The organism is Saccharothrix variisporea (assembly GCF_003634995.1).
GTDB classification, from domain to species: Bacteria; Actinomycetota; Actinomycetes; order Mycobacteriales; family Pseudonocardiaceae; genus Actinosynnema; species Actinosynnema variisporeum.
This window is the reverse complement of record NZ_RBXR01000001.1, coordinates 6600436-6626439: the sequence shown is the minus strand read 5'-3', so window position 1 is coordinate 6626439 and position 26004 is coordinate 6600436. Positions and strand designations below refer to the sequence as shown.

General features: G+C 71.4%; 29 protein-coding genes. 12 read left to right on the top strand and 17 right to left on the bottom strand.

Annotated elements, in window-relative coordinates; genetic code table 11:
- Positions 1-366 precede the first annotated feature (366 nt).
- The 3 genes from DFJ66_RS30195 to DFJ66_RS30185 are packed head-to-tail and all read left to right on the top strand — an operon-like array spanning position 367 to position 3135.
- The gene (locus DFJ66_RS30195) at positions 367-1128 is read left to right on the top strand and encodes an ATP-binding cassette domain-containing protein (RefSeq protein ID WP_121226114.1); all 762 of its coding nucleotides are present in this window, start codon (positions 367-369) and stop codon (positions 1126-1128) included.
- Entirely contained in the window at positions 1125-2147 is a 1023-nt protein-coding gene (locus tag DFJ66_RS30190; protein WP_121226112.1) for an ABC transporter permease, read from the top strand. The genes DFJ66_RS30195 and DFJ66_RS30190 overlap by 4 nt, the downstream gene beginning before the upstream one ends.
- A gap of 19 nt (positions 2148-2166) precedes the next feature.
- On the top strand, positions 2167-3135 hold the full coding sequence (locus DFJ66_RS30185; protein WP_121226110.1) for an ABC transporter substrate-binding protein: 969 nt from the start codon (positions 2167-2169) through the stop codon (positions 3133-3135).
- A 42-nt stretch (positions 3136-3177) separates the two neighbouring features.
- Here the strand turns inward: DFJ66_RS30185 and DFJ66_RS30180 are convergent, their stop codons facing one another.
- The gene (locus tag DFJ66_RS30180; protein ID WP_246029961.1) at positions 3178-4182 is read right to left on the bottom strand and encodes a hypothetical protein; all 1005 of its coding nucleotides are present in this window, start codon (positions 4180-4182) and stop codon (positions 3178-3180) included.
- Positions 4183-4314: 132 nt separating this feature from the next.
- Here DFJ66_RS30180 and DFJ66_RS30175 point away from each other — a divergent pair, with 132 nt between their 5' ends.
- Positions 4315-5805: an alpha/beta hydrolase gene (locus DFJ66_RS30175; RefSeq protein ID WP_121226108.1), complete on the top strand. Its 1491-nt coding sequence runs from the start codon at positions 4315-4317 to the stop codon at positions 5803-5805.
- 55 nt (positions 5806-5860) lie between these two features.
- Positions 5861-6484 (top strand): DUF5984 family protein, encoded by a 624-nt coding sequence (locus DFJ66_RS30170; protein WP_121226106.1) that lies wholly within the window; start codon positions 5861-5863, stop codon positions 6482-6484.
- On the opposite strand, the gene DFJ66_RS30165 is transcribed toward DFJ66_RS30170, so the two are convergent.
- The 3 genes from DFJ66_RS30165 to DFJ66_RS30155 are packed head-to-tail and all read right to left on the bottom strand — an operon-like array spanning position 6481 to position 9158.
- The gene (locus DFJ66_RS30165) at positions 6481-7134 is read right to left on the bottom strand and encodes a response regulator (RefSeq protein ID WP_121226104.1); all 654 of its coding nucleotides are present in this window, start codon (positions 7132-7134) and stop codon (positions 6481-6483) included. The genes DFJ66_RS30170 and DFJ66_RS30165 overlap by 4 nt on opposite strands.
- A gap of 10 nt (positions 7135-7144) precedes the next feature.
- Positions 7145-8710, bottom strand: coding sequence for a GAF domain-containing sensor histidine kinase (locus DFJ66_RS30160; RefSeq protein ID WP_121226102.1), 1566 nt, complete (start codon positions 8708-8710; stop codon positions 7145-7147).
- A gap of 49 nt (positions 8711-8759) precedes the next feature.
- Positions 8760-9158 (bottom strand): pyridoxamine 5'-phosphate oxidase family protein, encoded by a 399-nt coding sequence (locus DFJ66_RS30155; protein WP_121226100.1) that lies wholly within the window; start codon positions 9156-9158, stop codon positions 8760-8762.
- A gap of 111 nt (positions 9159-9269) precedes the next feature.
- Between DFJ66_RS30155 and DFJ66_RS30150 the strand changes: the two genes are divergently transcribed.
- Entirely contained in the window at positions 9270-10103 is an 834-nt protein-coding gene (locus DFJ66_RS30150; protein WP_121226098.1) for an arylamine N-acetyltransferase family protein, read from the top strand.
- Here DFJ66_RS30150 and DFJ66_RS30145 read toward each other — a convergent pair.
- From DFJ66_RS30145 to DFJ66_RS30135, 3 genes are read right to left on the bottom strand one after another with little or no spacing between them, the layout of a single operon-like run.
- Entirely contained in the window at positions 10084-10665 is a 582-nt protein-coding gene (locus tag DFJ66_RS30145; protein ID WP_121226096.1) for a hypothetical protein, read from the bottom strand. The genes DFJ66_RS30150 and DFJ66_RS30145 overlap by 20 nt on opposite strands.
- Positions 10662-11627 (bottom strand): methylmalonyl Co-A mutase-associated GTPase MeaB, encoded by a 966-nt coding sequence (gene meaB / locus DFJ66_RS30140; RefSeq protein ID WP_121226095.1) that lies wholly within the window; start codon positions 11625-11627, stop codon positions 10662-10664. Before meaB ends, DFJ66_RS30145 begins: the two co-directional genes overlap by 4 nt.
- Before the next feature lie 4 nt (positions 11628-11631).
- Positions 11632-12819, bottom strand: coding sequence for an acetyl-CoA C-acetyltransferase (locus DFJ66_RS30135; RefSeq protein ID WP_121231951.1), 1188 nt, complete (start codon positions 12817-12819; stop codon positions 11632-11634).
- 125 nt (positions 12820-12944) lie between these two features.
- Between DFJ66_RS30135 and mce the strand changes: the two genes are divergently transcribed.
- Positions 12945-13391 carry a methylmalonyl-CoA epimerase gene (gene mce / locus DFJ66_RS30130; RefSeq protein WP_121226094.1) on the top strand — a complete coding sequence of 149 codons (447 nt, stop codon included), beginning with the start codon at positions 12945-12947 and terminating at the stop codon, positions 13389-13391.
- Here mce and DFJ66_RS30125 read toward each other — a convergent pair.
- Complete coding sequence (locus tag DFJ66_RS30125) at positions 13385-13936, bottom strand: TetR/AcrR family transcriptional regulator (protein WP_121226093.1); 552 nt, start codon at positions 13934-13936, stop codon at positions 13385-13387. The genes mce and DFJ66_RS30125 overlap by 7 nt on opposite strands.
- 68 nt (positions 13937-14004) lie before the next feature.
- Complete coding sequence (locus DFJ66_RS30120; RefSeq protein ID WP_121231950.1) at positions 14005-14364, bottom strand: SPW repeat protein; 360 nt, start codon at positions 14362-14364, stop codon at positions 14005-14007.
- A 210-nt stretch (positions 14365-14574) separates the two neighbouring features.
- Here DFJ66_RS30120 and ccrA point away from each other — a divergent pair, with 210 nt between their 5' ends.
- A complete protein-coding gene (gene ccrA / locus DFJ66_RS30115) occupies positions 14575-15906 on the top strand; it encodes a crotonyl-CoA carboxylase/reductase (protein ID WP_121226092.1) in 1332 nt (443 codons plus the stop codon).
- A 68-nt stretch (positions 15907-15974) separates the two neighbouring features.
- Positions 15975-17351: a coiled-coil domain-containing protein gene (locus tag DFJ66_RS30110; protein ID WP_121226091.1), complete on the top strand. Its 1377-nt coding sequence runs from the start codon at positions 15975-15977 to the stop codon at positions 17349-17351.
- A 6-nt stretch (positions 17352-17357) separates the two neighbouring features.
- Here the strand turns inward: DFJ66_RS30110 and DFJ66_RS30105 are convergent, their stop codons facing one another.
- Positions 17358-18071, bottom strand: coding sequence for an alpha/beta fold hydrolase (locus DFJ66_RS30105; protein WP_121226090.1), 714 nt, complete (start codon positions 18069-18071; stop codon positions 17358-17360).
- A gap of 37 nt (positions 18072-18108) precedes the next feature.
- On the opposite strand from DFJ66_RS30105, the gene DFJ66_RS30100 reads away from it, so the two are divergent.
- The gene (locus tag DFJ66_RS30100) at positions 18109-18693 is read left to right on the top strand and encodes a GNAT family N-acetyltransferase (RefSeq protein WP_121226089.1); all 585 of its coding nucleotides are present in this window, start codon (positions 18109-18111) and stop codon (positions 18691-18693) included.
- Here the strand turns inward: DFJ66_RS30100 and DFJ66_RS30095 are convergent.
- Together DFJ66_RS30095 and DFJ66_RS44565 are read right to left on the bottom strand one after the other, a co-directional pair.
- Positions 18669-19421 (bottom strand): alpha/beta hydrolase, encoded by a 753-nt coding sequence (locus DFJ66_RS30095; protein WP_246029960.1) that lies wholly within the window; start codon positions 19419-19421, stop codon positions 18669-18671. The two genes, DFJ66_RS30100 and DFJ66_RS30095, sit on opposite strands and share 25 nt — an antisense overlap.
- A 255-nt stretch (positions 19422-19676) precedes the next feature.
- Entirely contained in the window at positions 19677-19970 is a 294-nt protein-coding gene (locus DFJ66_RS44565; protein WP_121226087.1) for a hypothetical protein, read from the bottom strand.
- A 51-nt stretch (positions 19971-20021) separates the two neighbouring features.
- Here DFJ66_RS44565 and DFJ66_RS30085 point away from each other — a divergent pair, with 51 nt between their 5' ends.
- Together DFJ66_RS30085 and DFJ66_RS30080 are read left to right on the top strand one after the other, a co-directional pair.
- The gene (locus tag DFJ66_RS30085) at positions 20022-20387 is read left to right on the top strand and encodes a hypothetical protein (protein WP_121226085.1); all 366 of its coding nucleotides are present in this window, start codon (positions 20022-20024) and stop codon (positions 20385-20387) included.
- Between the two features lie 4 nt (positions 20388-20391).
- On the top strand, positions 20392-20598 hold the full coding sequence (locus DFJ66_RS30080) for an FmdB family zinc ribbon protein (RefSeq protein ID WP_121226083.1): 207 nt from the start codon (positions 20392-20394) through the stop codon (positions 20596-20598).
- Positions 20599-21005: 407 nt separating this feature from the next.
- Here the strand turns inward: DFJ66_RS30080 and DFJ66_RS30075 are convergent, their stop codons facing one another.
- The 5 genes from DFJ66_RS30075 to dhaK all read right to left on the bottom strand — a co-directional run bounded on the left by DFJ66_RS30075 (position 21006) and on the right by dhaK (position 25995).
- A complete protein-coding gene (locus tag DFJ66_RS30075) occupies positions 21006-21590 on the bottom strand; it encodes a DUF3558 family protein (protein WP_121226081.1) in 585 nt (194 codons plus the stop codon).
- Between the two features lie 38 nt (positions 21591-21628).
- The gene (locus tag DFJ66_RS30070; protein WP_121226079.1) at positions 21629-23404 is read right to left on the bottom strand and encodes a 3-hydroxyacyl-CoA dehydrogenase family protein; all 1776 of its coding nucleotides are present in this window, start codon (positions 23402-23404) and stop codon (positions 21629-21631) included.
- A gap of 160 nt (positions 23405-23564) precedes the next feature.
- Positions 23565-24365 (bottom strand): dihydroxyacetone kinase phosphoryl donor subunit DhaM, encoded by an 801-nt coding sequence (gene dhaM / locus DFJ66_RS30065; RefSeq protein ID WP_121226077.1) that lies wholly within the window; start codon positions 24363-24365, stop codon positions 23565-23567.
- Positions 24362-24994 carry a dihydroxyacetone kinase subunit DhaL gene (gene dhaL / locus DFJ66_RS30060; protein WP_121226075.1) on the bottom strand — a complete coding sequence of 211 codons (633 nt, stop codon included), beginning with the start codon at positions 24992-24994 and terminating at the stop codon, positions 24362-24364. The genes dhaM and dhaL overlap by 4 nt, the downstream gene beginning before the upstream one ends.
- The gene (gene dhaK, locus DFJ66_RS30055; protein WP_121226073.1) at positions 24994-25995 is read right to left on the bottom strand and encodes a dihydroxyacetone kinase subunit DhaK; all 1002 of its coding nucleotides are present in this window, start codon (positions 25993-25995) and stop codon (positions 24994-24996) included. Before dhaK ends, dhaL begins: the two co-directional genes overlap by 1 nt.
- Positions 25996-26004 lie beyond the last annotated feature (9 nt).

Genomic DNA, 26004 nt, shown 5'->3' with positions numbered 1-26004 from the left:
CCCACCGCACCTGCCACCCGCGCAACACCACCGCACCCGCCACCCACCGCGCTCCCCTGCCCGACCCGCCCCACCCACCGGCCTCATCCGTGCGACAACCGCCGCCCCTGCCGACCCGACCACCAGCCGGCGCCCGCCGGCATGCCAGCCCGACCCGTGCCGCACCACCCCACCCACCGACTGACCCGTGCCGCACCCACCGCACCCGCCAACCGACCCGTGCCGCACCTACCGCACCCGCCGACCCGACCCGACCCGACTCGTGCGGCGCGAGCCGCGTGTTTGTTCCGACCACTCCACGCCACTGAAATATTTAGTTCACTGAACTGAAATTTTCCGTCCCCTGGGGGACGGACGGGAGGCGACATGGCCCAACCCCTGCTGGACGCCCGTGACCTGGTGAAGCACTACGGCAGCGTGGAAGCGCTGCGCGGCGCGTCGTTCACCGCCGACGCGGGCGAGGTCGTGGCACTGATCGGGGACAACGGTGCCGGCAAGTCCACGCTGGTGAAGTGCCTATCCGGGGCCGAGCAGCCCGACGGCGGCACGATCGTGTTCGACGGTCGGGAGGTCGTGCTGCCCTCGCCGGTGGCTGCCCGCTCGCTGGGGATCGAGACGGTGTACCAGGACCTGGCCGTGGCGCCGGACCTCGACCCGGCCGCGAACCTCTACCTGGGGCGCGAGCTGCGCAAATCCGGGCCGTTGGGGTGGTTCGGGGTGTTGGACAAGAAGGAGATGCGGCGGCGGGCCGCGGAGTCGTTCCGTGAGTTGGGGGTGTCGTTGCAGAGCGTGGACGTGCCGATCGGGGCGCTGTCGGGCGGGCAGCGGCAGAGTGTGGCCGTGGCGCGCAGTGTCGTGTGGGCGAGTCGGCTGGTGTTCATGGACGAGCCCACCGCCGCCCTGGGGGTCGTGCAGCGGGAACGGGTGCTGGACGTGGTGAAGCGGGTTCGGGACCAGGGCATGGCGGTCGTGCTGATCAGCCACAACATGCCCGAGGTGCTGGCCGTGGCCGACCGGGTCGAGGTGCTGCGCCTGGGCCGGCGGGTGGCTCGGTTCCGGGCGGCGGACACGACCGTCGAGGAGTTGGTCGGTGCGATGACCGGAGCCCTGTCGCAGGAGGACGCATGACCACGCGCACCGAGGAGCGGACCGTCCGGCAACGCACCCTGAAGCAGCGGCTGTTCGGCGCGAACACGCTGTGGATCGGGTTGGTGCTGCTGGTGCTGATCGCGGTGTTCGGCGCGATCCGGCCGGACGCCGTCCTGACGACCTTCACCCTCCAGACCACCCTCGTGGAAACCTCCGTCCTCCTGGTCCTCAGCGTCGGCATGACGTACGTGATCATCACCTCCGGCATCGACCTGTCGGTCGGGTCGGTCCTGGTGTTCTCCGGGGTCACCTCCGCCATGACCATGAACGCCCTGAACGACGGCAACGCCACCAACGCCGGCTGGGGCACGGTGCTCGTCGGACTCGTGGTGGCCCTGGTCTCCGGCGCGGCCTGGGGTCTGCTCAACGGCGTCCTGATCGCCAAGACCGGGATACCGCCGCTGATCGTCACCCTGGGTTCGTTCGGCGCGGCCCTCGGCGCGGGGCAGCTGATCTCCAACGGTTCCAACGTGTCCGGCGTGCCGAACGTGCTCAGCAACAGCCTCGGCACGGGCACGTGGTTCGGGGTGCCCAACCTGGTCCTGCTGGCGGCGGTCGTGACGGCGGTCGGCGCGCTGGTCCTGGCCACCACCCGGTTCGGCCGCTACACCTACGCGATCGGCTCCAACGAGGAGGCGGCGCGCAGGGTCGGCATCGGCGTCACCGGCCACCTGGTCAAGGTGTACCTGCTCGCGGGCACGCTGGCCGGGTTGGCGGGGTTCATGGCGCTCGCGTACTTCCGGGTCGCGTCCATCACCGGGCACGACACGGACAACCTCAACGCCATCGCGGGTGTCGTGCTCGGCGGCACCAGCCTGTTCGGTGGCTCGGGCTCGGTCGTCGGCACGGTGCTGGGCGTGTTCATCCCGGCCGTGCTGCGCAAGGGGTTCGTGATCGTCGGCGTGAACGTGTACTGGCAGCCCATCGCCGTGGCCATCGTGCTGGTGGCGGCGGTGTGGTTCGACCAGTCACGACGAAGGGCGCGCAATCAACGCTAGGCGAAAGGTGCGGGAGAACATGTCAACGAGGACAGTTGCCCTGCTCGGGGCGGCCCTGCTGCTCACCGCGTGCGGCGGCGGTGGCCAGATCGGCGATTCGGGGAGTTCCGGGAACACCAAGAAGATGGTCCTGATCCCGGGCGTGGCCGCCGAACCGTTCTACATCTCCATGGAGTGCGGCTTCCGCGAGGCCGCGAAGGCGAAGGGCTACGAGGTCGACGTCCAGGCACCGACCAAGTTCGACTCCACCCTGCAAACCCCGATCGTCACCGGCGTACTCGCGAACAAGCCCGGCGCGGTCCTCATCGCACCCACCGACGACAAGGCGATGGCCGGGCCGATGAAGCAGCTCAAGGACGCGGGCATCAAGGTCGTCGAGGTGGACACCAAGCTGGAGGACACGTCCATCGCCGTCTCGACGGTGTCGTCCAACAACGAGCAGGGCGGCCAGTTGGCCGCGCAGACGTTGGCGAAGCTGGCGGCCGGCAAGTCGGGCTCGGTGCTGGTGCTGAACACCAAGGCCGGCACGTCGACCACGGACGCGCGGGCGAAGGGCTTCGAGGACGAGATCAAGAAGTTCCCGAACCTGAAGTACGTGGGCCAGCAGTACACCGACAACGAACCGGACCAGGCCGCGTCGAAGGTGACGGCAACCCTGGCCGCGAACCCGGACCTGGTGGGCGTCTTCGCGACCAACCTGAACACGGGCGAGGGCGCGGCGACCGGGCTGCGCAACGCGGGCAAGACGGGCGCGGTGAACCTGGTCGGGTTCGACGCCAGCCCCAAGCAGGTGGAGGACCTGCGGGCGGGCGCGGTGCAGGCGTTGATCGCCCAGGACCCGGCGACCATCGGACGGACGGGCGTGGAGCAGGCGATCGCGGCTTTGGAGGGCGGCAGCGTCAAACGGGACATCGAGACCGACCTGGTCGCGTTGACCAAGGCCGACATGGACACCAACCAGAAGTACTTCTACAAGCAGAAGTGCTGATCACCGGGCTGCGCGCGCCTCACCCGCGCGCGCAGCGCCAGGTCAGGCGTCGAGGTACTTGTTGGCGAGCTCGGAGTATTCCTTCTCCAGGTCATCGGCCAGATAAGCCACGTACGACCAGGGCACGTCGTGCACGTGGTCACGCATGCCCAGCAGGTGTTTTCTCGCTCTTGGCGCGTCGTCCGCCAGGGCGAAAGCCGCCGCGAACAGGTTGTGCGCCTGGAGCGAGCGCGGGTGGGCCTTTCCCGGCTTGGCCTCCCACTTGTCCGCCGCCTCGGCGATCTCGTCGCGCACGCGGCTGAAGTAGCGCATCTTCAGGGTCGCGATCTTGAACGCGCTCCGCGCCTGCACCGCGTCCTCGAACTGCTCCAGGAAGATCTCGAAGTGCGCCAGCGGCAGCATGGCCACGACCGGGTCGCCGAGCGGTGCCGCGTCGACGCTGCCCTGGGCGAAGGCCATCATCTCCTCCGCCGAGCCGCCCCACTTCGACGCCAGGATCTGCAGCCTGGTCCAGTGCGCCGGGTACAGGGACGGGCACCGGGCCACGATCTCGCGCCACACCTCGTCCTTCTGGTCCCGGTCGACCTGCAGGCCCAGGCCCGCCGTCTGCAGCTGGGACCACGGCACGGCGTCGTGGGGCAGCAGCTTCGCCGCCTCGTGCAGCGGGCCGACGGCCTTGCGGAGGGTGCCGAAGAAGACCTTGAACCGGTCCTTGCCGACCGTGTCCGCCCGGCCCGAGCCGCGGATGGCCCAGGCCTCGCGGATGAACGCCGTGCCGGCCAGCAGCCACAGGTCCGGGTCGGAGTTCGCCTTGGCCAGCTCCAGCAGCTCGTCCGCGTGGCCGATGGCGTGTTCGCCGAGCACCTCCGCGCGCAGCGCCCGGACCTCGGGTTCGTCGCGGCACTCGGCGAGGACGGTGGTGGCCGCCCTCAGGTGGCCCGCGTCCATCTCCTCGGCCGCGATGTCCAGGATCGCGTCGTCGTAGGTGTGGTCCCGCACCACCTCGCGGGCCACGGCCGCGGGCCGCTTCCTCCGGAAAATCCCCACCCTGACGACCCTACTTCCCCTGGACACCGACTGGCCTAAGTCTTTCGTAGACCCGAACGCGAGCCTTTCCGCCGTTGTTTCCCACCCCACCACACCGATGAGGTGGTTGGCACGAAACCCGGAGGGGGAACCATGCGAGGAGTGGCACTGACAGTGTCCGCCGCGCTGCTCACGGCGTCGTTGCCGGCCGTGGCGCAGGCGCAGGCGGACCCGTTCCGCGACCAGGCGATCACGTGGGGTGCGTGCACCGACCTGGACGTCCCGGTGCTGGAGTGCGCGACCTACACCGCGCCGCAGGACTGGCGGTCGCCCGGCAACGGCAAGACGATCACCATCGCGATCAGCCGGCTCAAGGCGCGCAGCGGCAACGCCAAGGGCAGCGTCCTGACCAACCCGGGCGGTCCCGGCGGGCCGGGGCGGACGCTGCCCGCGCTCTACCAGGGTCGGACGAAGCTCGTGCAGGACCTCGACGTCATCGGCGTCGACCCGCGCGGCACCGGGGCGAGCACGAACGTCACCTGCGGCGGGTTCGACTTCCTGACCCTGACCGACCCGCGCGACCGCAGCCGCGCCAACGTCGACCTGCTCTACGGCGCCGCGCGGTTGCAGGCCACCGCGTGCCAGGCGAAGTCCGGCGAGTTCGGCACGCTGGTCAACACCGAGCAGACCGTGCGCGACCTGGACCTGCTGCGGCACCTGCTGGGCCGGGACAAGATCAGCTGGATCGGCTACTCCGGCGGCACGTGGATGGGCGCGTACTACGCCACGTACTTCCCGAACCGGGTCGACAAGTTCGTGCTCGACTCGAACACCGAGTTCACCACCACGTTCCAGGAGATCTTCGACGAGTTCGGGCGCGGCTTCCAGCGCCGGTTCGACGTGGACTTCCTGCCGTGGGTGGCGAAGTACGACAGCGTCTACCACCTGGGCACCACCGCCGAGGACGTCCGCGCGGCCTACGAGAAGACCCGGGCGGCCCTGAACGCCAACCCGATCCCGCTGCCCGACGGGCAGTTGCTCAACGGCGTCCTGCTGGACGTGGTGCTGGTGCAGGCCCAGTACAGCAAGTGGTCGTTCCCGGACGCCGCACGACTGCTGTCGCAGCTCAACGGGCCTTCGCTGGCGGCACTGGACGTCCGCTACCCCGACGCGCCCACCGCCACCCTGTACGCCATCACGTGCAACGACACCCGCTTCCGCGGCGGCCGCGAGTTCCTGGACCGGGAGGCCCGGCAGCTCGGCGCGAAGTACCCGCTGTTCGGCCACTACCAGCTCCTGGCCCCCTGCGCCTTCTGGAACCGCCCGCCCCTGGAGCTGAAGACCCCGACCGGCAAGGGCGTGCCCCCGATCCTGATGGTCCAGTCGGTCCGCGACCCGGCCACCCCGCTGGAAGGCGCCCAACGAGCCCACCACCGCTTCGCCGGCTCCCGGATGCTCACGGTGACCGACGAGGGCGACCACGGCATCTACGGCTTCGGCAACCCCTGCGTGGACGACCTGGTGGAGTCCTTCATCGTGGACGGCAAGGTCCCGCCACGAGACGTGACGTGCGCCGGCATGCCGCTGCCGGACCCGACCGCCACCTTGGCGGCCCAGCCCTCCTTGGTGCACGGCTGGCTGTAGCCCGTCGACGAACGGGGGTCGGGGGTCCGCCTCCGACCCCCGTTAACGTGACGGCATGGACGTGCCAAGGGCCACCGACCTGCGCATCGACTTCTCCCTCACCCCGCTCGACCAGGTGGAGCGGTGGGGCGGGAACCAGTTGCACTGGTTCGCGCTCACCGACGGCGTCTACCGGCTGCGCTTCGGGGACCACGCGTTCCCCGACGACGAGGTCGACTACTACCTGGCCCGCGTGTGGGAAGACCTGCTCGTGCTCGCCCCGGCGGCACTGGAGCCCGTGCCGGCCGACCTCGTGGACCTGGTGCGCGGCGAAGTGGTGATCAACGACGAAGACCTCGCCGCCCTGCACTGGTACTCGGACCACTACCTGGACTTCGGGTACGTCCAGGGCGTGCGCGGGTGCCAGTGGTGGCGGCTGGACGACGTGCTGCACGTCGAGTGGCCCGGCCACCACGTCACGATGCCCGTGGAGGCGTTCACCGCGGCCCTGACCGGGTTCCACCACGCGCTGATGGCCGCCATGGAGCAGCGCGTGCGCCACTGCGAAACCCAAGGCGTCCCGCCCGGGACCGGGCTCGACGTCGCAGGTCTCCGCCGCGAGCACGAGGACCGCAAGACCTGGCTCGCCCCCGCCCTCCGGCCCCGCACCACCGATTTGGCGGCGGTCCGCCGTGCCTAGTACCCCGGCGCGCCGGACTGGCGGCGCTTCGCCGCGTACACGCCGGCCTCGGTGCGCCGGTCGAACCCGAGCTTGTGCAGCAGTGACGAGACGTAGTTCTTGACCGTCTTCTCCGCCAGGTACAGCCGCTGCGCGATCTGCCGGTTGGTCAGGCCCTCGGCGATCAGGTCCAGGATGCGCCGCTCCTGCGGGCTCAGGGACGCGTACCGCGGGTCCTCCACCGGACCGCCGCGCAGCCGCTGCAGCACGGTCGCGGTGACGCCCGAGTGCAGCAGGGACCCGCCCGCCGCCAGGGTCCGGATCGCCGACACCAGGTCGTTGCCGGACACCTGCTTGAGCATGTACCCGGCGGCGCCGGCCATGATCGCCCCGAACAGGGCCTCGTCGTCGGAGTACGACGTCAGCATCAGGCACGCCGGCGGGGGTTGGACGGTCGACCGGATCTCCCGGCACACCGTCACCCCGTCGCCGTCGGGCAGCCGGACGTCGATGACGGCCACGTCGGGCCGGTGTTCGACGGCCGCCGCGATGGCCGCCGCCGCGCTCTCCGCCTCGCCGACGACGTCGATGTCGGACTCGACGTCGAGCAGCTGGTGCAGGCCGCGCCGCACGATCTCGTGGTCGTCCACGAGCAGGACCGAGATGGACATGGATCCCTCCCTACCCTGTCACTAACGGTACCGACCACGTCACCGTTACGCCCTTGCCCACTTCCGACTGAACCTGACACGACCCGCCCCACCGCGCCGCACGAGCGGCCATGTTGACCAGGCCGCCGGTGTGCCGGGCGCGGCCGTCGGGGAGGCCGTCGCCGTCGTCGCGCACCACCAGCACCAGCAGGGTGCCGTCGCGGTCCAGGGTCAGCTCCACGTCCACCTTGCGCGCCGACGCGTGGCGGGCCGCGTTGGCCAGGGCCTCGCGCAGGGTCGCCAGCAGGTCCGGTCGGACGTGGTCGGGCACGAGGGAGTCGACCGGGCCGTCTGTGGACAGGGACGGTTCGAAGCCGAGCAGGCGGCTGGAGTCCTGCACCACCCGCATGAACTGCATCCGCAGGCTGGCCTGGCCCGCGGGTGGTTCCTGGAGGGAGAAGATGGTCCGCCGGATCTCGCGGATGGTCTGGTCGACCTCGGTGACGAACTCCGCGAGCCGCTGCGCCACCAGTGGCTGCTCGACCAGCCCGTTGAGGCCCTGCAACCCCAGACCGAGCCCGAACAGCCGTTGCACGACCAGGTCGTGCAGGTCGCGGGCGATGCGGTCGCGGTCCTCCAGCACCGCCAGCCGCCGTCCCGCGCCGGTCGCCCGGGTGAACTCCAGGATCAGCGCCGCCTGCCGCGCGAAGGACTCGACCAGGGCCACGTCGGAGGCGTCGAACGCCCGGTGGTCGCGGGCGCGCGCCACCATGAGCACGCCCAGCACGCGCTCGCCGGCGGCCAGCGGCACGACGACCACGGGGCCGATGCGGTCGAAGTGGCCGGGCAGGCCGTCGAGGACCTTGGTCTTGCCGGTGGCGAACACCTCACGGCTCGCACTGCCCTCGCGGGACACGGTGAAGCCGCGCAGTTCGCCGTCCATGACCCGCACGGCCAGTTCGCCGTGGGCGTCGGGCAGCGCCAAGGCGGCGACCACCGCGTCGGCGGCCAGCCGGGCGCGCACCGCGACCAGGCGCAGCGCATCCCGGTCCGGGGTGCCGGTGAGCAGGGCGTTGGTGACCTCGTTGGACGCGCGCAGCCACACCTCGCGCTGCTTGGACTGCTCGAACAGGCGCGCGTTCTCGATGGTGATGCCGGCCGCCGCGGCGATGGCCTCCACGACCTCGTGGTCGGCGCGGGTGAAGTCCGCGCCGCCGACCTTGTCGGTGAGGTAGAGGTTGCCGAACACCTCGCCGCGCACGTGGACCGGTACGCCCAGGAACCGCGCCGAGGCCGGGTCGAACGCGGTGCCGTCGAAGTCGGCGTGGTGCGCCTCGTCGCCGTGGATGTACTCCAGCAGCTGCCGGTTGGGCCCGACGACGGCCAGCGCGCCGTAGCGGGCGTCGACCAGGCTGCACGAGGACTCGACGACCCGGCGCAGGACGTCGGGCAGCGACAGGTCGCTGGCCAGCGACACGACGGCGTCCAGGAGCCGGTGCATGCGCTCCTGGGAGACGATCACCTCCGCGGTCCGGTCGGTCAGCTGGCGCAGCAGGCCGTCCAGGCGCGCGGCGTTCGCGTCCGGGGACGAAGGCAAGGTGAACCCACCCCTCAAGCAGGGAGGACTCCGAGGTTAGCGCCTCCGGTCAGGGGATGCGACGGCCCGACACGACCTCGAGCCGGACGGCCAGGTAGTGGTCCTGCTTGCCGTGGCCGCGGGAGGCCAGCGGGAGCCGCCGGACCCGGGCGAGCCACTCCGGGTCGAGGATCTCGGTGAGGTGGCCGACCACCATGACCGTCCAGCCCTTGGACAGGTCGGGCTCGACCTCGTCGATCTCGAACGCCACGATCGTGTCGCGGGCCGCCAGGGTCGCGCTGCCCTCGGGCACGCGCAGCACCACCGCGTCGCCGTCCAGGGCGTAGACCACCGGGTGGACGACCGGGAGCGCGCGGTCGGTGTAGACCAGCCGCCCGATCGACACGGTGCTCAACAAGCGCAGGCACTCCTCGCGGTGGAGCACCTGGAGCCCAGCGGAGTCGTACATCTCACCTCTTCAATCCCCCAGTTGCCGCCTGTAAATCGTTCTGCTCCGTGATCGTCGTTGCCTAGAGTCGGAAGTCCCGGCTTCGACCCACACCCGGATGGGGGATTTCGCATGCGCTCGTTCGACGTTTCCGCGCTGCTCCGCCGCATCGGCGCCGAGCCCGAGCCGCCGAGCTCGGCCGCGCTGACGCGGCTGCACCAGGCGTTCGTGGAACGGGTGCCCTACGAAGCGGTGGAAATCCAACTCGGACGGGTGACGTCGTTGGACCCGGTGGAGTCGCTGGACCGGATCCTGGCCGGTCGGGGCGGGTACTGCTTCCAGCTCAACGGCGTGTTCGCCGCCGCTCTGGACGCCCTCGGCTACCGCGTGACCAGGCACCGGGCGGGCGTGCAGATGCGCCCGACCGACCCGCCGGTGATCAACCGCAACCACGTGGGCCTGTTCGTGCACGACCTGGACGGCGGCCCGTGGCTGGCGGACGTGGGCCTCGGGGACGGCCTGCACTCGCCGCTGCCGCTGCGCACCGGCTCCTACGCGCAAGGTCCGTTCACGATCGGGCTGCGGCCCTCCGAGCTGGCCCAGGGCGGCTGGCGGCTGGACCACGACCCGCGCGGCAGCCTGGTCGGCGTGGACTTCGACCCGGAGCCGGTGGAACTGGCCTCGTTCAGCGACCGGCACGAGTACCTGTCCACGTCGCCGGAGTCCGGGTTCGTGCGGACGTTCTGCGCGCAGCGCGCCGACGGCTCGGGCTGGGACGCGATGCGCGCGCTGACCCTGTCCCGGGTCGAGGAGACGACCAAGAAGACCGTGCTGGAGACGCCCCGGGACTGGTTCGCGGCGCTGGCGGACGTGTTCGGGCTCCGGTTCAGCGAGGAGGAGCGGGACGTGCTGTGGCGCAAGGCGCTGGCCCAGCACGAGGAGCACGTCAGCTCAACCCGACCGTGAACCCCTCGTCCTGGACGCCCCGGTACAGCTGCGGCGCGAAGGTGAGCATGGCCCGTTCGATGATCGGGATCAGGTTGGCGGCGTCGCCCAGCGGCAGCCGGTAGGTGCCGTCCGGCCTGGCCAGCGGCGCCAGGCCGGGGTGGCGGGCGGCGAAGGCCTGCGGGTGGGCGGGCAGCAGGTCGAGGCGGACCATCGTGCGGCGGGTCAGGGCGTCGGCCAGCTGCACGACCCGCTCCTGCGTGCGGGAGATGCGCACCGCGCCCAGGTCCGGCCACGGCACCGCCCACGGCGAGCCCTGCGGGTCGTCCCACCGCACGCCCGGCGGCTCGAACACGAGCTTGCGCGGCCGGCTGACCTTCTTCCAGTTCACGATCGCGGCCACCGCCACGAACGTGAACAGCAGGCCGATGACCAGCGCGACCGTGCCGCCGACGGGTTCACCGCCGCCGTACGCGCTGACCGAGCCGAACAACGCGAGCAACCCCAGGACACCGGCCACCGTGCCGCCGATCAGCACCCGCCGGGTGTCCCGCGTGCCGATGTCGATGACGACCGGAGTCACGCACCCACCCCCTCGACCAGTCGGTCAGCCGCAGCGTAGGGGTCCAGCTCACCCGCCACGACCCGTTTGGCCAAGGTCGTCAGGGCGCTGCCGCCGTGCAGGTCGCCGATCCGGGAGCGCAGGCGTTCCAGGGCGATGGCCTCGATCTCGCCGGCCGCCCGATGGGCGCGCCGCCGGTCCAGCTCGCCCTTCTCGTGCAGCCAGGCGCGGTGGGCGTCGATGGCGTCCACGACGTCCGCCACGCCCTCGCCGCGCGCGGCCACGGTCTTCACCACGGGTGGCCGCCACAGGGCCTCGGCGCGTTCGCGGCGGCCCAGGGAGATCATGTGCTTGAGGTCGCGAGCGGTCTGGTCGGCGCCGTCCCGGTCGGCCTTGTTCACCACGAACACGTCGGCGATCTCCAGGATGCCCGCCTTCGCGGCCTGGATGCCGTCGCCCATGCCCGGCGCGAGCAGCACGACCGTGGTGTCGGCCAGCGACACCACCTCGACCTCGGACTGGCCGACGCCGACCGTTTCGACGAGCACGACATCGCAGCCGGCGGCGTCCAGGACGCGCAACGCCTGCGGGGTCGCCCAGGAAAGACCACCGAGGTGGCCGCGCGTGGCCATCGAGCGGATGAAGACACCCGGATCGGTGGCGTGTTCACCCATCCGGACCCGGTCACCCAGCAGCGCGCCGCCGGAGAACGGGGACGACGGGTCCACCGCCAGCACCCCGACCCGCTTGCCGCGCTCGCGGTAGGCCTTCACCAGCGCGGACGTGGAGGTGGACTTGCCCACGCCCGGCGCCCCGGTCAGGCCGATGACCTGCGCGTTCCCGGTGAACGGGGACAGCGCGGCGGCGACCTCCCGCAACTGCGGGCTGGCGTCCTCCACCAGCGAGATCAGCCTGGCGACCGCGCGCGGTTGGCCCTCACGCGCGCGGTCGACCAGCTCTGCCACGTCGACGGTGCGGGTCACACCCCTAGACCTTAGGCACGCGCACGATCAGGGCGTCACCCTGACCGCCGCCGCCGCACAGGGCCGCCGCGCCCACGCCGCCGCCGCGGCGCTTGAGCTCCAGCGCGAGGTGCAGCGCGATCCGGGCGCCCGACATGCCGATCGGGTGGCCCAGCGCGATGGCGCCGCCGTTGACGTTGACCTTGTCCTCGGAGATCCCGAGCTGCCGGGTGGAGACGACGCCGACCGCGGCGAACGCCTCGTTGATCTCGACCAGGTCCAGGTCGGCCGGGTCGATGCCCTCCTTGGCGCACGCGGCCTTGATGGCGTTCGCGGGCTGCTCGTGCAGGCTCGCGTCCGGACCCGCGACGACGCCGTGCGCGCCGATCTCGGCCAGCCAGGTCAGGCCCAGCTCCTCGGCCTTGGCCTTGCTCATCACGACCACGGCCGCCGCGCCGTCGGAGATCTGCGACGCCGAGCCCGCGGTGATGGTGCCGTCGGAGGCGAACGCCGGGCGCAGCTTGGCCAGCGTCTCCACGGTGGTGTCGCCGCGCACGCCCTCGTCGGTGCTGAACAGGATCGGGTCGCCCTTGCGCTGCGGGATCGCGACCGGGGCGATCTCCTCGGCGAACACGCCGTTCTCGGCGGCCTTGGCGGCGAGCTGGTGGGAGCGCGCGGAGAAGGCGTCCTGCTCCTCGCGGGTCAGGCCGTAGCGGGAGTTGTACTTCTCCGTCGACGCGCCCATGGCGACCTGGTCGAACGCGCAGAACAGGCCGTCGTAGGCCATGTGGTCCTGCATGGTCACGTCGCCGTACTTGAAGCCGCCGCGGGACTTGGGCAGCAGGTGCGGGGCCTGGGTCATGGACTCCTGGCCGCCCGCCACCACGATGTCGAACTCGCCGGCGCGGATGAGCTGGTCGGCCAGGGCGATGGCGTCGATGCCGGACAGGCACACCTTGTTGATGGTGAGCGCGGGCACCGACATGGGGATGCCGGCGGCGACCGCGGCCTGGCGCGCGGGGATCTGGCCGGCGCCCGCGGTGAGGACCTGACCCATGATCACGTACTGGACCTGCTCGGGGGCGACCCCGGCCCGCTCCAGCGCCGCCTTGATCGCGACGCCGCCGAGCTGGGCGCCGGAGAAGTCCTTCAACGATCCGAGCAGTCGCCCCATCGGGGTACGGGCCCCGGCGACGATGACGGAACCGGACACATCGGCCTCCACGAGCATGTGTAAGCGGTTGTTAACTCGCAACGATACCCAGGGTTACCCGAGGGTAAGTCTGTGAGACGACGCACAACTCCCGCTGCACCGATTCCGCCCCTACCCTCCTTGTCATGCAAGAACAACTCCGCGGTTTCGTCACCGCCATCGACCACGTCGGGATCGCCGTGCCGGACCTCGACGCCGCGATCGCGTTCCACCGCGAGCACTTCGGGCTGGAGGTGGCGCACGAGGAGGTCAACGAGGAGCAGGGCGTGCGCGAGGCCATGCTCCGGGCCCCGGGCGACACCGGTTCCGGCACCGCGATCCAGCTCCTGGCGCCGCTGACGCCGGAGTCCACGATCGCGAAGTTCATCGGCCGTTCGGGCCCCGGGCTCCAGCAGCTGGCCTACCGGGTGTCCGATGTGGACGCCGCCGCCGAGGCGCTGCGGTCGGCCGGCCTGCGCCTGCTCTACGACGCGGCCAAGCGCGGGACGTCGAACTCGCGGGTCAACTTCGTCCACCCGAAGGACGCCGGCGGTGTCCTGGTCGAACTGGTCGAACCGGCCGAGGATCACTGAAGCGCGGTGGCCACGAAGGCGAGTTCCTGGTCCATCCGGTCGTCGTCCGGCGCGTGCCGGGCGACCGAGTGCCGGTAGCTGACGGCCAGCGCGACCAGGGCGGACGCGCTGTCCACGTCCTTCTTGGCCACCGCCGCCCCGCCGGCGGCGAGGATCACCTGCCGGATCTGCGCGGCGACCAGCTGGTAGCGGGCGTGCAGGGCGTCCCGCACGGCGGTGTGCGTGTCGGCTTCCCGCCACAGCAGGTGGCTGAGCAGCGGAGACGCGTTGAGGCGGGCGTCCAGGGCCGCGACCAGCCGCCGCAGGCTCTCCGCGATGTCACCCACGACCACGATCCGCCGCTGGTCCACGGTGCCGTCGGGCAACCGGTCCACGAGCGCGGCCAGCAGGTCCTGCTTGCGCCGGAAGTAGTAGTGCACGAGCCCCTTGGGCACCCCGGCCCGCTCGGCGATGCGCGAGGTGGGCGTGGCGTCGAACCCCGACTCGGCGAACAACTCCTCGGCCGCGTCCAAGATCCTCTGCTTGGCCGACGAGTCCTCTGCCAACGCTGCCGCCTTTCTCAGGGAACCACCGTGCGAGGTCGTCCTTCCAGACGACCTCGCGCGCTTTCAACCTAGTGCGACCCAGCCAGGCCGCTGTGGGCCGCGTTCGCCGCCGGCATGGCCATCGCACCCATCGCGACGGTCAGCACACCGCCGATCCACGACACCCACGACGCCGCCATCAGGTCGCTGTAGCCCATCACCCACGGGGAGATGAACAGCAGCGCACCCAGCAGCATCTGGAACCACTCGCCGTACACCATCGCGGGCATCGCGAGCGACGCGAGGCCGTCGATGGCGATGAGCGCGCCGAGCACGATCATCGTCCACATCGCCGCGTTGGACGTCTCCACCACGAGCGGCGACAGCAGCACCAGCGCGCCGATGACGACTTCGGCCCAGTCCTGCCACCTGGTCCACGCCTTGGTCATGACCTGCACCTCCGTCCTCGAAAAGCGGACAGCACGATGCTCCGCTTGGTTGGCCGCCCGGTCAAGATGCACCGATCGGGTACCGACTCAGTGCAATGCCTCACAGGCCGGGTTCTGAATCGGTTACCGGTGGGTAACCTCCGGCAACCTGCGTGGACCTGCGTCCAACGCCACAATCCCGGAGCACCACCCCATTGGGAGGCACACGCCGTGCAGAAGATCCTCGACGCGATCCTCGCCGACGAACTGGACGCGGTCGGATCGCTTGACGTACCGGAGACCTACCGCGGCGTCACCGTGCACGCCGACGAGGTCGACATGTTCCAGGGCCTGGCGACCAAGGACAAGGACCCCCGCAAGTCGCTCCACGTCGACGAGGTGCCCGTGCCGGAGCTGGGCCCCGGCGAGGCGCTGGTCGCCGTGATGGCCTCCGCCATCAACTACAACACCGTGTGGACCTCGATCTTCGAGCCGCTGTCGACGTTCGGGTTCCTCAAGCGCTACGGCAAGAGCTCGCCGGAGGCCGCCAAGCACGACCTGCCCTACCACGTGGTCGGCTCCGACCTCGCGGGCGTCGTCCTGCGCACCGGTCCGGGCGTCAACGCGTGGAAGCCCGGTGACCGGGTCGTCGCGCACTGCCTGGACGTCCAGCTGGAGCACCCGGACGGCCACAGCGACACCATGCTCGACCCCGAGCAGCGCATCTGGGGCTTCGAGACCAACTTCGGCGGCCTCGCCGAGGTCGCCCTGGTCAAGGCCAACCAGCTGATGCCCATGCCGAACCACCTGACGTGGGAGGAGGCCGCGTCCCCGGGCCTGGTCAACTCCACCGCGTACCGGCAGCTGGTGTCGGTCAACGGCGCGAACATGAAGCAGGGCGACACCGTCCTGATCTGGGGCGCGTCCGGCGGCCTGGGCTCCTACGCCACCCAGTTCGCGCTCAACGGCGGCGCCACCCCGATCTGCGTGGTGTCTTCGCCCGAAAAGGCCGAAATCTGCCGCAAGATGGGCGCGGAGCTGATCATCGACCGGTCCGCCGAGGGCTTCAAGTTCTGGAAGGACGAGCACGAGCAGGACCCGAAGGAGTGGAAGCGCCTCGGGGCCAAGATCCGCGAGCTGACCGGCGGCGAGGACCCGGACATCGTGTTCGAGCACCCCGGCCGGGAGACCTTCGGCGCGTCGGTGTTCGTGGCCAAGAAGGGCGGCACGATCGTCACCTGCGCGTCCACCAGCGGGTACATGCACCAGTACGACAACCGCTACCTGTGGATGAACCTCAAGCGGATCATCGGCTCGCACTTCGCGAACTACCGCGAGGCGTGGGAGGCCAACCGCTTGATCGCCAAGGGGAAGATCCACCCGACACTGTCCAAGGTGTACTCGTTGGGCGAAGTGGGCCAGGCGGCCTACGACGTCCACCGCAACGCCCACCAGGGCAAGGTCGGCGTGCTGACGCTGGCGCCCGAGGAGGGCCTGGGTGTGCGGGATCACGAGATGCGTGCCCAGCACCTGGACGCGATCAACCGTTTCCGGGGCGTCTAAAGGGAAATGTCCGGCCGTGCGGGTGGCGGGGTGCCCCTCGCACGGCCGGAACGGGTAGCGTGCACGTCATGGGCCTCGCCGACGACCGTGACCTCGTCCCCCTGGGCAGCGGCTTCGACATCGTCAAACGCGGCTACGACCGCGCGCAGGTCGAGGACCACCTGGAGCGCCTCGACGCGGACCTGCGCCTGCTCGCGGCCGACCGCGACGCGGCGGTGTCGCAGACCAACGACCTGACCCGCCAGCTCGAGGCGGCCCGCTCGGAGATCGCCGAGCTGCGCGGGCAGGTCGAACGCCTGTCCCTGCCGCCCACCACGCTGGAGGGCCTGAGCGAGCGGCTGCAGCGCATGCTGCGCCTCGCGCAGGACGAGGCCAACGAGATCAAGGCGCGCGCCGAGGCCGAGGGCGGGCACATCCGGGCCAAGGCCGAGGCCGACGCGGCGGTGCTGCGGACCCGGTACGAGAAGCTCATCGCCGAGCTGGACCAGCGGCGCACCGAGATGGAGGCCGAGCACCGGGGCGTGCTGGAGAAGGCACGCGCCGAGGCCGAGCGGATCGTGGGCGAGGCGCGCGACGCGGCGGCGAAGCTGGACGAGGAGTCCCTCCAGCGGCGGACCACCGTCGAGGAGGACTTCGAGATCGCCATGGCCGCGCGGCGCGTCGAGTCGATGAAGCTGCTGGCCGAGCAGGAGGCGTCGTCCAAGGCCGAGGCCGACCGGCGGGTGCGCGAGGCGGCCGAGGAAGCCGCGCGGGTGCGCGCCCAGATCGCGCAGGAACAGGCGGCGTCCAACGCCGAGGCCCAGCGCCTGGTGCGAGAGGCCACCGAAGAGGCGAACCGGCGGCGGCACGACTCGATCAGCGAGGCCACCGCACGCGTGCAGGAAGCCACCGACGAGGCCAACCGCCGGGTGCGGGAGGCCACGGAGGAGTCCAACCGTCGGGTCACGCAGGCGACGCAGAAGGTCGAGGCCCTGCGCCAGCTGCGCAACCGGCTGTCCCAGCAGCTGCACTCGGTCCGCACGGCACTGCACGAGGTCACGCCGCTGCTGGACCCGCTGGAGGAGGAAAAGCCCCAGCCCGAACAGCTCACCCAGCCCACACCCCCCACCCAGCCCCCGGCCGACCAGCCCACTCCGGCCGCCCAGGTCCAGCCGGTCCAGCCCACCGGCCAGCAGCAGCCCGCGCCCGCAGCGCAGCCCACCCAGGCCGCCGGCCAGCCGGCTCCGGCACCCGCCGCCCAGCCCGCTCAACCCGGCCAGGCCGCCCAACCTGCTCAAGCCGCTCAGCCTGGTCAGGCGGCCGCCCAGCCCTCCTCCTCCCCCGGTCCGCAGCAGCCCGCCGGCCAGTCGTCCCCGTCCCAGCCCAAGCCCCAGCAGGGCCCGGACGGCCCGACCCAGAAGATCGCCCGCCCGACCCCACCCAAGGCCCGCTCCGCCAAGCGCTGACCGGCCCTACACCCCCACCCGGTCCCGCCAAGCGCTGACCGCCTCCGCAAACGCTTGCGGCACCTCGACGGGCGTCAGGTGCCCAGCGTCGGGCAGCTCGACGTACGACCCCTGCGGCAGCACGTCGGCCAACTCCCGGGCCGCGGTCGGCGGCGTGAGCGTGTCCTGCGCCCCCACCAGCACCAACGCCGGCACGTCCACCCCCGCCAGCACCTCCCGCGAGTCCGGCCGCGCCGCCATGGCCCGCTGCGCCCACGCCACCTCGGCCGGGTCCTGAGCCAAGATCAACTCCCGCACCCGCTCCGCCACACCGTCCGCCGGCGCGGCCCCCAGCAACCCGCCCAACACCGTGTCCGGCACCCACTCCAGACCCTCGGCCACCACCCGGTCCGCCATCACCAGCCGGTTCGCGCGAGCCTCCTCGCCGTCCGCCGTGAACCGCGTGTCCGCGAGCACCAACCCGGCCACCCGCGACGGGTCGCGCCGCAGCAGCGCCATCGCCACGTACCCGCCCATCGAACAGCCGCCGAGAATCACCCGATCGTGTCCATGGGCGTCCAACTCGGCCAGCACGTCGTCCGCGAGCGCCCCGAGATCAGGTGGCTGCCGATCACGTCCGCGCAGGTCAGGGGTGATCGGGTCAAGCGTGTTCCGCACCCCGTCCCACATGCGCGAGTCCAACGGGAAGGCGTGGAGCAGCACGAGCGGCAAATGATCCATGCCCGGGATTGTCGTACCCCCTCGTTACCTTCGTGCCATGACCTCGAACCCGGAAGAGATCCACACCGACCGCCCGGTCCACGGGCGCGTCGGTGGTCCGGGTGAGCTGCGTGTCCCGACGACCGTCCTGTCCGACCCGGGGACCGACCACACCCCACCAGGCCCGCCGCCCACCGCGGAGGCGGCCGGCCCGGTGGCGCGGTGGAAGGTCCACCGAGCGCAAGACGGCGTCGGGTACCGCGAGGTGGTGCCGCCGGAGACCGGCGAGGTCATCGGCTCCGGCGGACCGCACCACCACGAACCGGACGGCGAGCGGACGCTCCCGTTCCACCCTTCCTGGCCCGGGGGCCGGGGCCAGGCCCCCGAGACGGCACGTGCGGCCGTCCCGGGGGCGGAACGCGAGCGTCCGCACCGTCCGGTGTCGACCACCACCCACCCCTACGACGAGCCCTCCCAGTGCGTCGCGGAGAAACTGGGCTCCGCGCACGCGGGCAACAGCGTCACGGCCGCGGACGACCGTGTCACGGCCGCGGGCAACAGCGTCACGGCCGGGGACGACAGCGTCACGGCAGGGGTTCGGGTGCCGGTCCGGAGGCGTCAGGAGGTCGTGATGACGATCTGACGACGCTCACAAGGGCCGGACCAGGTGCGCGGCAGCGGTGTGGGCACCTCGGGCAGGGCCGTGGACACGATCGCGTCGAGCACCTCGTCGGTCTGCCCGACGAAGAGGTGCTTGGCGCCGGGGAAGTCGACCACGTCCGCGGTCGGGAGGTCCGCACCGAACCGCCGCCTGGCCTCGGTCGGGGGCAGGTAGTCGTCGTGCTCCGGCACGAGGCACACCACCCTCTTCCGCGCCCACCTGACCAAGTGTTCCGACGTGCTCCACCGCAGAGGAGGTGAGATCAGGATCGCTCCGACAACCCGCGGGTCACACCCGTGCATCAACGCGAGATCCGTGCCGAAGGACCACCCGACCAACCAAATGTCGGGCAGTCCGCGGTCGGCGACGAACGCCAGCGCGGCGGCGACATCCAGTCGCTCACCCCTGGCGTTGTCGAAGCTGCCCTCACTGCGGCCGGCCTCACTGGCGGTGCCACGCGTGTTGAACCGCAACACGGCCGCGCCCGCGAGCGCGGGCAACCGCCACGCCGCCTTGCGCAACAGGTGGGAATCCATCATGCCGCCGTGCGTGGGCAACGGGTGCAACATCACCAAGGTCGCTCGCGGCGCGCGGTCATCCGGCAACGCCAACTCGCCGACCAGCCGCAACCCGTCCTCAGTGACCAGGGTCACGGCCTCCCGACGAGCGGGCAACACCGTGCTACCCGTGATCCGCACGACCTCACCCACCACCGACCACCTCCATCACCCCATCGTGTGACATGCAGGATCTGCGACCAAACCCGGCCTCGCGCGTCCCGTGAATCAAGGAGCGCGGGCAACGGCAGACAACGCACACGAAACCCGGCCCTCACCAGCCCAGCCCCCGCCAGCCCAGCCTCTCCGCCCCCCGCCAGCCCTACCTGCCCGCCCCCCGGCCAGCCCGACCGCCCTCACCAGCCCAGTCCCACCAGCCCAGCCCTGCCCAAATCCGGCCCCCGGCCGTCACCAACGCCGCGAAGTCGGCCCCCGCCGCCCCCGCGAGGACCAGCAACCCTGGTGCCAGTGCCGCCGATCCTCAATCGAGCCGTAGTCGGCCGCGGGCCACGCCACGACGTGCGGCGTGCCGGGCCGGATCTCGTGGTCGCACCCGGGGCACCGGTAGGTCTTCGTCGTCGCGGCCCCGGACACGTTGCGCACCAACCACTCACCGTCCGACGCGCTCTCCGCACGCGGCCACGCGCCGCCACCGGGCGGACTCGGCTCGGCGGGGCGCTGGGGACGGTTGCGGCGCGGCACGAGGACCCAGGGTAATGAAGGTGTTGACTGTGATCCCCTACGGTCCATGGCGTGAACAAGTGGCAGCAGGGTGCCGTGACCGTCCTCCTCCTCGCCGAGATGGCGGTGTTGTCGATCCCCGCCGTCCGCGCCGGCACGGGGATGGGCACGGGTTCCGGCCAGGGCATCGCCCTGGGCAACCGGCCCGGCATGCTGCTGGCGGCCGGCACGATCCTGCTGGTCACCTCGGGCTCCGCGCTGGTCACCGCGTGGCTGCGCCCGCAGGCGCGCACGTGGTTGGCGACGTTCTCGGGTGCCCACGCCGCCGCGGCGGGGTTGGGCTGGGCCCACGGCCTGCCGCTGCTGACACTCGTGTCGATCCTGACCGTCGCCTTGGTGCCCGCGGTGGTGCTGCTGCCCGGGCAGCGGTCACAATAGGGGCGTGCCGACCTACGAGTTCCGTTGCAAGGCGTGTGGCGCCACGTTCGACGTCAAGCGCTCGATGAGCGAGGCGTCCGACCCCGCCCCGTGCCCGCAGGGGCACGACGACACGGTGAAGCTGCTGTCCATGGTGGGCCTGTCCGGCAAAGCCGCCCAGCCCGCTCCCCAGGGCGGCGGCGGTTGCTGCGGCGGCGGCTGCTGCAGCTGATCCCGCCACACGACACCCGCCACACGACCAGTCCCACCACAACTCCGGAACGCCCGGCCGCCTGCTTCGTTCGTCGACAGTGGCGGCCGAGCGCCATCGCGCCTACCGTCCCGAACCCGCGCCGACCCGCCCGCGCAGGACCCGCCGCCTACTCCTCCGCGCCCGCCGCCGGCCCGCACGCTCCTCTGCGCCCACCGCTGGCTCGCCGCTGTTTCGCGCCCACCCGCGCAGCGCTCGCCGCTGGCCCGCACGCTGTTCCGCGCCGGCCACGCAGCCCCCGCCGCCCGCACTCTCGCAACCCGCCGCAAGCCGCCACGCAGCCCCCGCCGCCCGCACTCTCGCGCGCCGCCGGCCGCCGCGCAGCGCCGCCGCCGGCTCGCCCGCTCCTCTGCGCCCGCCCGCGTAGGTCAGCCCTTGGGTTCCTTGGACAGCAGTACCTCGGCGACCTTCTTGCCCTGGTCGCAGATCGCGCCGAAGCGGGCCGAGCCGTCGATCACGATGATGCCGATGCCGCCGCCCGCGTAGTCCATCACCAGCACGCAGGACGGCTGCACCGACGTGTCCGTGGTTCGGTCGAAGTAGGTCAGCTTCCGGCCGCCCACGTCGTACGAGCCGTTGCTGGTGTCCAGGGTGATCGGTCGACCGCCGCGGAAGCGCAGGGTTACGCCGACGTCCAGGTGGTCGACGCTGGTCTGCCACTTGCACGACTGGTCGAAGGTCGTGTCGTAGCCGGTCTCGGTTGGTGGCGCGGACTTGTCGCGGACGTCGTAGGGCAAGTCGCGCCACGTCAGCAGCTTGCAGATGTCGCCGACGTTCTTGTCCGGTTTCGGGGTGCCCGATGTCGACGCCGACGTGGAGGTCGGCGTCGGCGGGGCGGACGAGAAGGGTGGGTCGACGTCCAGCACGCCGGCGACCGGCGTGCCGTTCACCTTGTAGGCGCAACCGGACACGCCAAGCGCCGCAACCAGGAGCGAGAGAACCACACGCCGCATGGGCACCACGATGCCAAACGCGCGCAACGGCCCGTGACTCAGGTGTAGTCCCGGAACCCCTTGCCGGTCTTGCGACCCAGCCGACCCGCCGTCACCAGGTGCTCCAGCAGCGGCGCGGGGGCGAAGCCGGCCTCGCGGAACTCCAGGTACAGGGTGCGTTCGATCGCCAGCGACACGTCCAGGCCCACGACGTCCAGCAGTTCGAACGGGCCCATCGGCAGGGAGCAGCCGACCTTCATGGCGTTGTCGATGTCGTCGGCGTCCGCGTAGTGCGCCTCCAGCATCTTCACCGCGTCGTTGAGGTACGGGAACAGCAGGGCGTTGACGATGAACCCTGCCCGGTCGCCGCAGTGCACCGGCACCTTGCCCAGGTCGATGCAGATGCGCCGGGCGGTGGCGACGACGTCGGCGGAGGTGGCGATGGTTTCCACGATCTCCACCAGCTTCATCACCTGCGCGGGGTTGAAGAAGTGCAGGCCCACCACGTCACCGGGGCGCGAGGTCGCCGCCGCGCACTCGATCACCGGCAGCGAGGACGTCGTGGTCGCGAGGACCGCGCCCGGCTTGCAGACCTCGTCCAGCGCCTGGAAGACGGACTTCTTGATCTCCAGTTCCTCCGCCACGGCCTCGACCACCAGGTCGCAGTCGGCGAGGTCGGCGAACTCGACGGCGGGCGTGATGCGGGCCAGCGTGGCGTCGCGGTCGGCCTCGGAGAGCTTGCCGCGCGACACGGCCTTGTCCAACGACTTGCGCACCTTGCCGACCGCGCCCTCGGCCTTGTCCCGCGACCGGGCGCGCAGCACGACGTCGTAGCCGCGCTTGGCGAAGACCTCGACGATGCCGGTGGCCATGGTGCCGGTGCCGATCACGCCGACCCGCTGGACCTCGCGCGTCGGCACGTCCGAGGACGCGGCGGCGGGCGTGAGGGAGTCGGGGACGACGGTCGGCGAGTCGGGGGCGTCGTAGGTGTAGAAGCCGCGCCCGCTCTTGCGGCCCAGCAGACCCGCGGTGATCATCTGCTTGAGCAGCGGCGCCGGGGCGTGCAGGCGGTTGCGGGACTGGTGGTACATCGTGTCGAGGATCTCGTACGCGGTGTCCAGGCCGATCAGGTCGAGCAGCGCCAGCGGACCCATCGGGTAGCCGCAGCCGTAGCGCATCGCCGCGTCGAGGTCTTCCCTTGTGGCGTAACGGGTTTCGTACATGCGCACGGCGTGGTTGAGGTAGCCGAACAGCAGCGCGTTGGCGATGAAACCGGCGCGGTCGCCGATGACGACCGGCGACTTGCCCAGGCTCTCGGCGAACGCGACGACGTCGGTCACCACGTCCGGCTCGGTGACGACCGTGCGCACCACCTCGACCAGCTTGAGCACCGGGGCCGGGTTGAAGAAGTGCATGCCGACGACCTTGCCGGGCCGTCCGGTGTGGACGCCGATCTCGGTGATCGACAGCGCCGAGGTGTTGGACGCGAACACCACCTCGGGACGGCAGATCCGGTCCAGTTCGGCGAACACCTTCGCCTTGAGCTCCATGCTCTCGGGCACGGCCTCGATGACGAGGTCGACGTCGGCGAGCGCGTCGAGGGACGTCGAGTAGCTGATGCGGGCGAGGAGTTCGGCACGGGCGGCCTCGTCGAGCTTGCCCCCGGCGACCGCACGGCCGGTGGAGTGGTCGAGGTGCCCGCGGCCGCGCGCCAGGCCCGCCTCGTCGACGTCCACCGCGACGACAGTGAGGCCGGTCCGGGCGAGTACTTCGGCGATGCCGGCGCCCATCGTGCCGAGGCCGACGATGCCCACCTTCGTGAACTGGCGCGTCACTGCGATACCTCCCACTCTGCGGAGTGGCTACCGGACGGTAACTTGGGCCCGACTATCCCACGCCCGTCACGCGCGGTTCGCGTGAGCTTCACCATCGGTATCGAGCAAGAAACCGGTCAAGAGCCGCGTCACCAGCTCGTTCGTCGTCTTGTTCGCCGGGTCATTCGTCGAAGTTGCGGGCGGCGAGGTCTTCCACCCGGCGTACCGCTTCGGCGGCATCGGTTCCCGACGCGACCAGCTCGACACGAGCGCCGCCGGGCGCACCCAGCCCCATGAGCGCGAGCACGCTGGCCGCGTCCGCCTCCTGCCCGTCGAACCGCACGACCACCCGCGCGTCGAGGCCGGCCAACGCACGAGCGACCAGGGCAGCGGGGCGAGCGTGCAGACCGACGTCGTTGGTGAGCACGACCTGCGCTCGGACCTCGCCCGTGCTGGAGGTGCTGGCGGGGTGGGCCGGAGCTGGGGTGGAGGTGCCGGCGGGGTGGGCGGGATCCGGAGCGGCGGTGCCGGTGGGGTGGGCCGGAGTCGGGGTGGAGGTGTCGGCGGGGTGGGCCGGAGCTGAGGTGGAAGTGTCGGCGGGGGATCGGGTCCAGCCGGCTTCCTCGGCGGCTCCTGTGGCGGCTGCCGCGACGGCGTCCAGGGCCGCTCCTCCCTGTGCCGCGACCGCCGCGGCTACCGCGCCCTCCACCAAGGGTGCGTCCACCACTCGTACCTCGCCGGTCGCTTCCTCGGCGGCCATGTCGGCGACCATGCGGGCGCTGCCCAGGTCGTAGAGGACCACGACCCCGTCGCCGCTCGCCTGCTCGATCGCCTCGGTCACCGCCATGAAGTCGGTCCCCAGGCCGCCCTCGCCGTCACCGCCGGCGGGCACGATCGTCACGTCGGGCGCCATCTGGCCGGCCAGTTCGGCCACGCCCTCGGCCAGGCGCCGGCTGTGCGACACGACGACCAAGCCGATCATCGCGCGCTCCCGGCGAACGTCCGCAGCAGCAGCGCGGTCGAGCGGGCGCCTGGGTCGAGGTGTCCGGCGCTGCGTTCGCCCAGGTACGACGCACGGCCCTTGCGCGCCACGAGTGGCACGGTGGATTCGGCGCCCTGGTCGGCTGCTTCGGCTGCCGCGGACAGCACCGACGCCACGTCGCCGCCCGCCTCGGCCACCGACTCGGCTGCCGCGACCGCGGGCGTGAGGGCGTCGACCATCGTCTTGTCACCGACGACCGCCTTGCCGCGTGCCACGACACCCTCGAGCGCCGCCTGCAGGGCCTTGGCCACCAGTGCGGCGTCGAGTTCGGCCGCGTCGCCCACGGCGGCGGCCGCGCGGAGGAAAGCTGTGCCGTACAGGGGGCCTGCCGCGCCGCCCACGGTCGAGATCAGGGTTGATGCGGCCAGTTTCAGGACAGCGCCAGGGGTAGCGAGCTCGGTGGAGTCCAGTTTGGACACCATGGCCGTGAAGCCGCGCTTCATGTTCTCGCCGTGGTCGCCGTCGCCGATCTCGCGGTCCAGGCGGACGAGTTCGTCGCGGTGTTCGGTGATCACTTGGGCGGCTGACCGCAGCGCGTCGGCGATGCTCGAAGCCGTGCAGGTCGCCATCAGACGCCCCACCGCAGGGCGGGCGTGTGGACGGGCGCGTCCCACAGGTCGATCAGCTCGTCGTCCAGCTTCAGCACGGTCAGGCTCATGCCCTGCATCTCCAGGCTGGTGATGTACGGCCCGACCAGCCGCCGCTCCACGACGATCCCCCGCGCGGCCAGCAGTTCCTCCGCGATGCCGTGCGCCAGGTACAGCTCGATCAGCGGCGTGCCGCCCATGCCGTTGGTGAACAGCAGGACCCGGTCACCCTCGGTGAACGGCAGGTCCTCCAGGATCGGGTCGAGCAGCGCCGGCACCAGCTCGGACGCCGGGCCGACCGGCACGCGCTGCCGTCCGGGCTCGCCGTGGATGCCGATGCCCAGTTCCATCTCGTCGTCGGCCAGCGTGAAACTCGGTTCCCCCGCGTGCGGCACGGTGCATGCCGACAGCGCCAGGCCCATCGACCGCACCTGGCCGATCACCCTGCGCGCCAACGCCTCGCAGCCGTCCAGGTCCACCCCGCGCTCGGCCGCGGCCCCGACGATCTTCTCCAGCAGCACGGTCCCGCCGACGCCCCGCCGGCCCGCCGTGTACAGGGAGTCCTTCACGGCCACGTCGTCGTCGATCACGACCGACCGGACCTCGACACCCTCCATGGCGGCCAGCTCGGCGGCGGTCTCGAAGTTGAGGACGTCGCCGGTGTAGTTCTTCACGATCAGCAGCGCGCCCGCGCCGCCGTCCGTGCGCGTGATGGCCGCTTGCACCTGGTCAGGCGTGGGTGAGGTGAACACGGCACCGGGGCAGGCCGCGTCGAGCATGCCCCGCCCGACGAACCCGCCGTGCAGCGGCTCGTGGCCCGACCCGCCGCCGGAGATCACCGCGACCTTGCGCGGCACCGGTGCGTCCGCCCGCACGACGACGGCGGGGTCGTACTGGACGTCCAGCAGGTCCGGGTGCGCGGCGGCCATGCCGCGCAGCGCGTCCGCCACCACGGTCGCCGGATCGTTGATGATCTTCTTCATGGTGACCTC

Coding starts and splice junctions, on each gene's coding strand:
- DFJ66_RS30195 (WP_121226114.1), top strand. CDS start 367: ATGGCCCAACCCCTGCTGGACGCCCGTGACCTGGTGAAGCACTACGGC.
- DFJ66_RS30190 (WP_121226112.1), top strand. CDS start 1,125: ATGACCACGCGCACCGAGGAGCGGACCGTCCGGCAACGCACCCTGAAG.
- DFJ66_RS30185 (WP_121226110.1), top strand. CDS start 2,167: ATGTCAACGAGGACAGTTGCCCTGCTCGGGGCGGCCCTGCTGCTCACC.
- DFJ66_RS30175 (WP_121226108.1), top strand. CDS start 4,315: ATGCGAGGAGTGGCACTGACAGTGTCCGCCGCGCTGCTCACGGCGTCG.
- DFJ66_RS30170 (WP_121226106.1), top strand. CDS start 5,861: ATGGACGTGCCAAGGGCCACCGACCTGCGCATCGACTTCTCCCTCACC.
- DFJ66_RS30165 (WP_121226104.1), bottom strand. CDS start 7,134: ATGTCCATCTCGGTCCTGCTCGTGGACGACCACGAGATCGTGCGGCGC.
- DFJ66_RS30155 (WP_121226100.1), bottom strand. CDS start 9,158: ATGTACGACTCCGCTGGGCTCCAGGTGCTCCACCGCGAGGAGTGCCTG.
- DFJ66_RS30150 (WP_121226098.1), top strand. CDS start 9,270: ATGCGCTCGTTCGACGTTTCCGCGCTGCTCCGCCGCATCGGCGCCGAG.
- mce (WP_121226094.1), top strand. CDS start 12,945: ATGCAAGAACAACTCCGCGGTTTCGTCACCGCCATCGACCACGTCGGG.
- DFJ66_RS30120 (WP_121231950.1), bottom strand. CDS start 14,364: ATGACCAAGGCGTGGACCAGGTGGCAGGACTGGGCCGAAGTCGTCATC.
- DFJ66_RS30110 (WP_121226091.1), top strand. CDS start 15,975: ATGGGCCTCGCCGACGACCGTGACCTCGTCCCCCTGGGCAGCGGCTTC.
- DFJ66_RS30105 (WP_121226090.1), bottom strand. CDS start 18,071: ATGGATCATTTGCCGCTCGTGCTGCTCCACGCCTTCCCGTTGGACTCG.
- DFJ66_RS30100 (WP_121226089.1), top strand. CDS start 18,109: ATGACCTCGAACCCGGAAGAGATCCACACCGACCGCCCGGTCCACGGG.
- DFJ66_RS30075 (WP_121226081.1), bottom strand. CDS start 21,590: ATGCGGCGTGTGGTTCTCTCGCTCCTGGTTGCGGCGCTTGGCGTGTCC.
- dhaM (WP_121226077.1), bottom strand. CDS start 24,365: ATGATCGGCTTGGTCGTCGTGTCGCACAGCCGGCGCCTGGCCGAGGGC.
- dhaL (WP_121226075.1), bottom strand. CDS start 24,994: ATGGCGACCTGCACGGCTTCGAGCATCGCCGACGCGCTGCGGTCAGCC.
- dhaK (WP_121226073.1), bottom strand. CDS start 25,995: ATGAAGAAGATCATCAACGATCCGGCGACCGTGGTGGCGGACGCGCTG.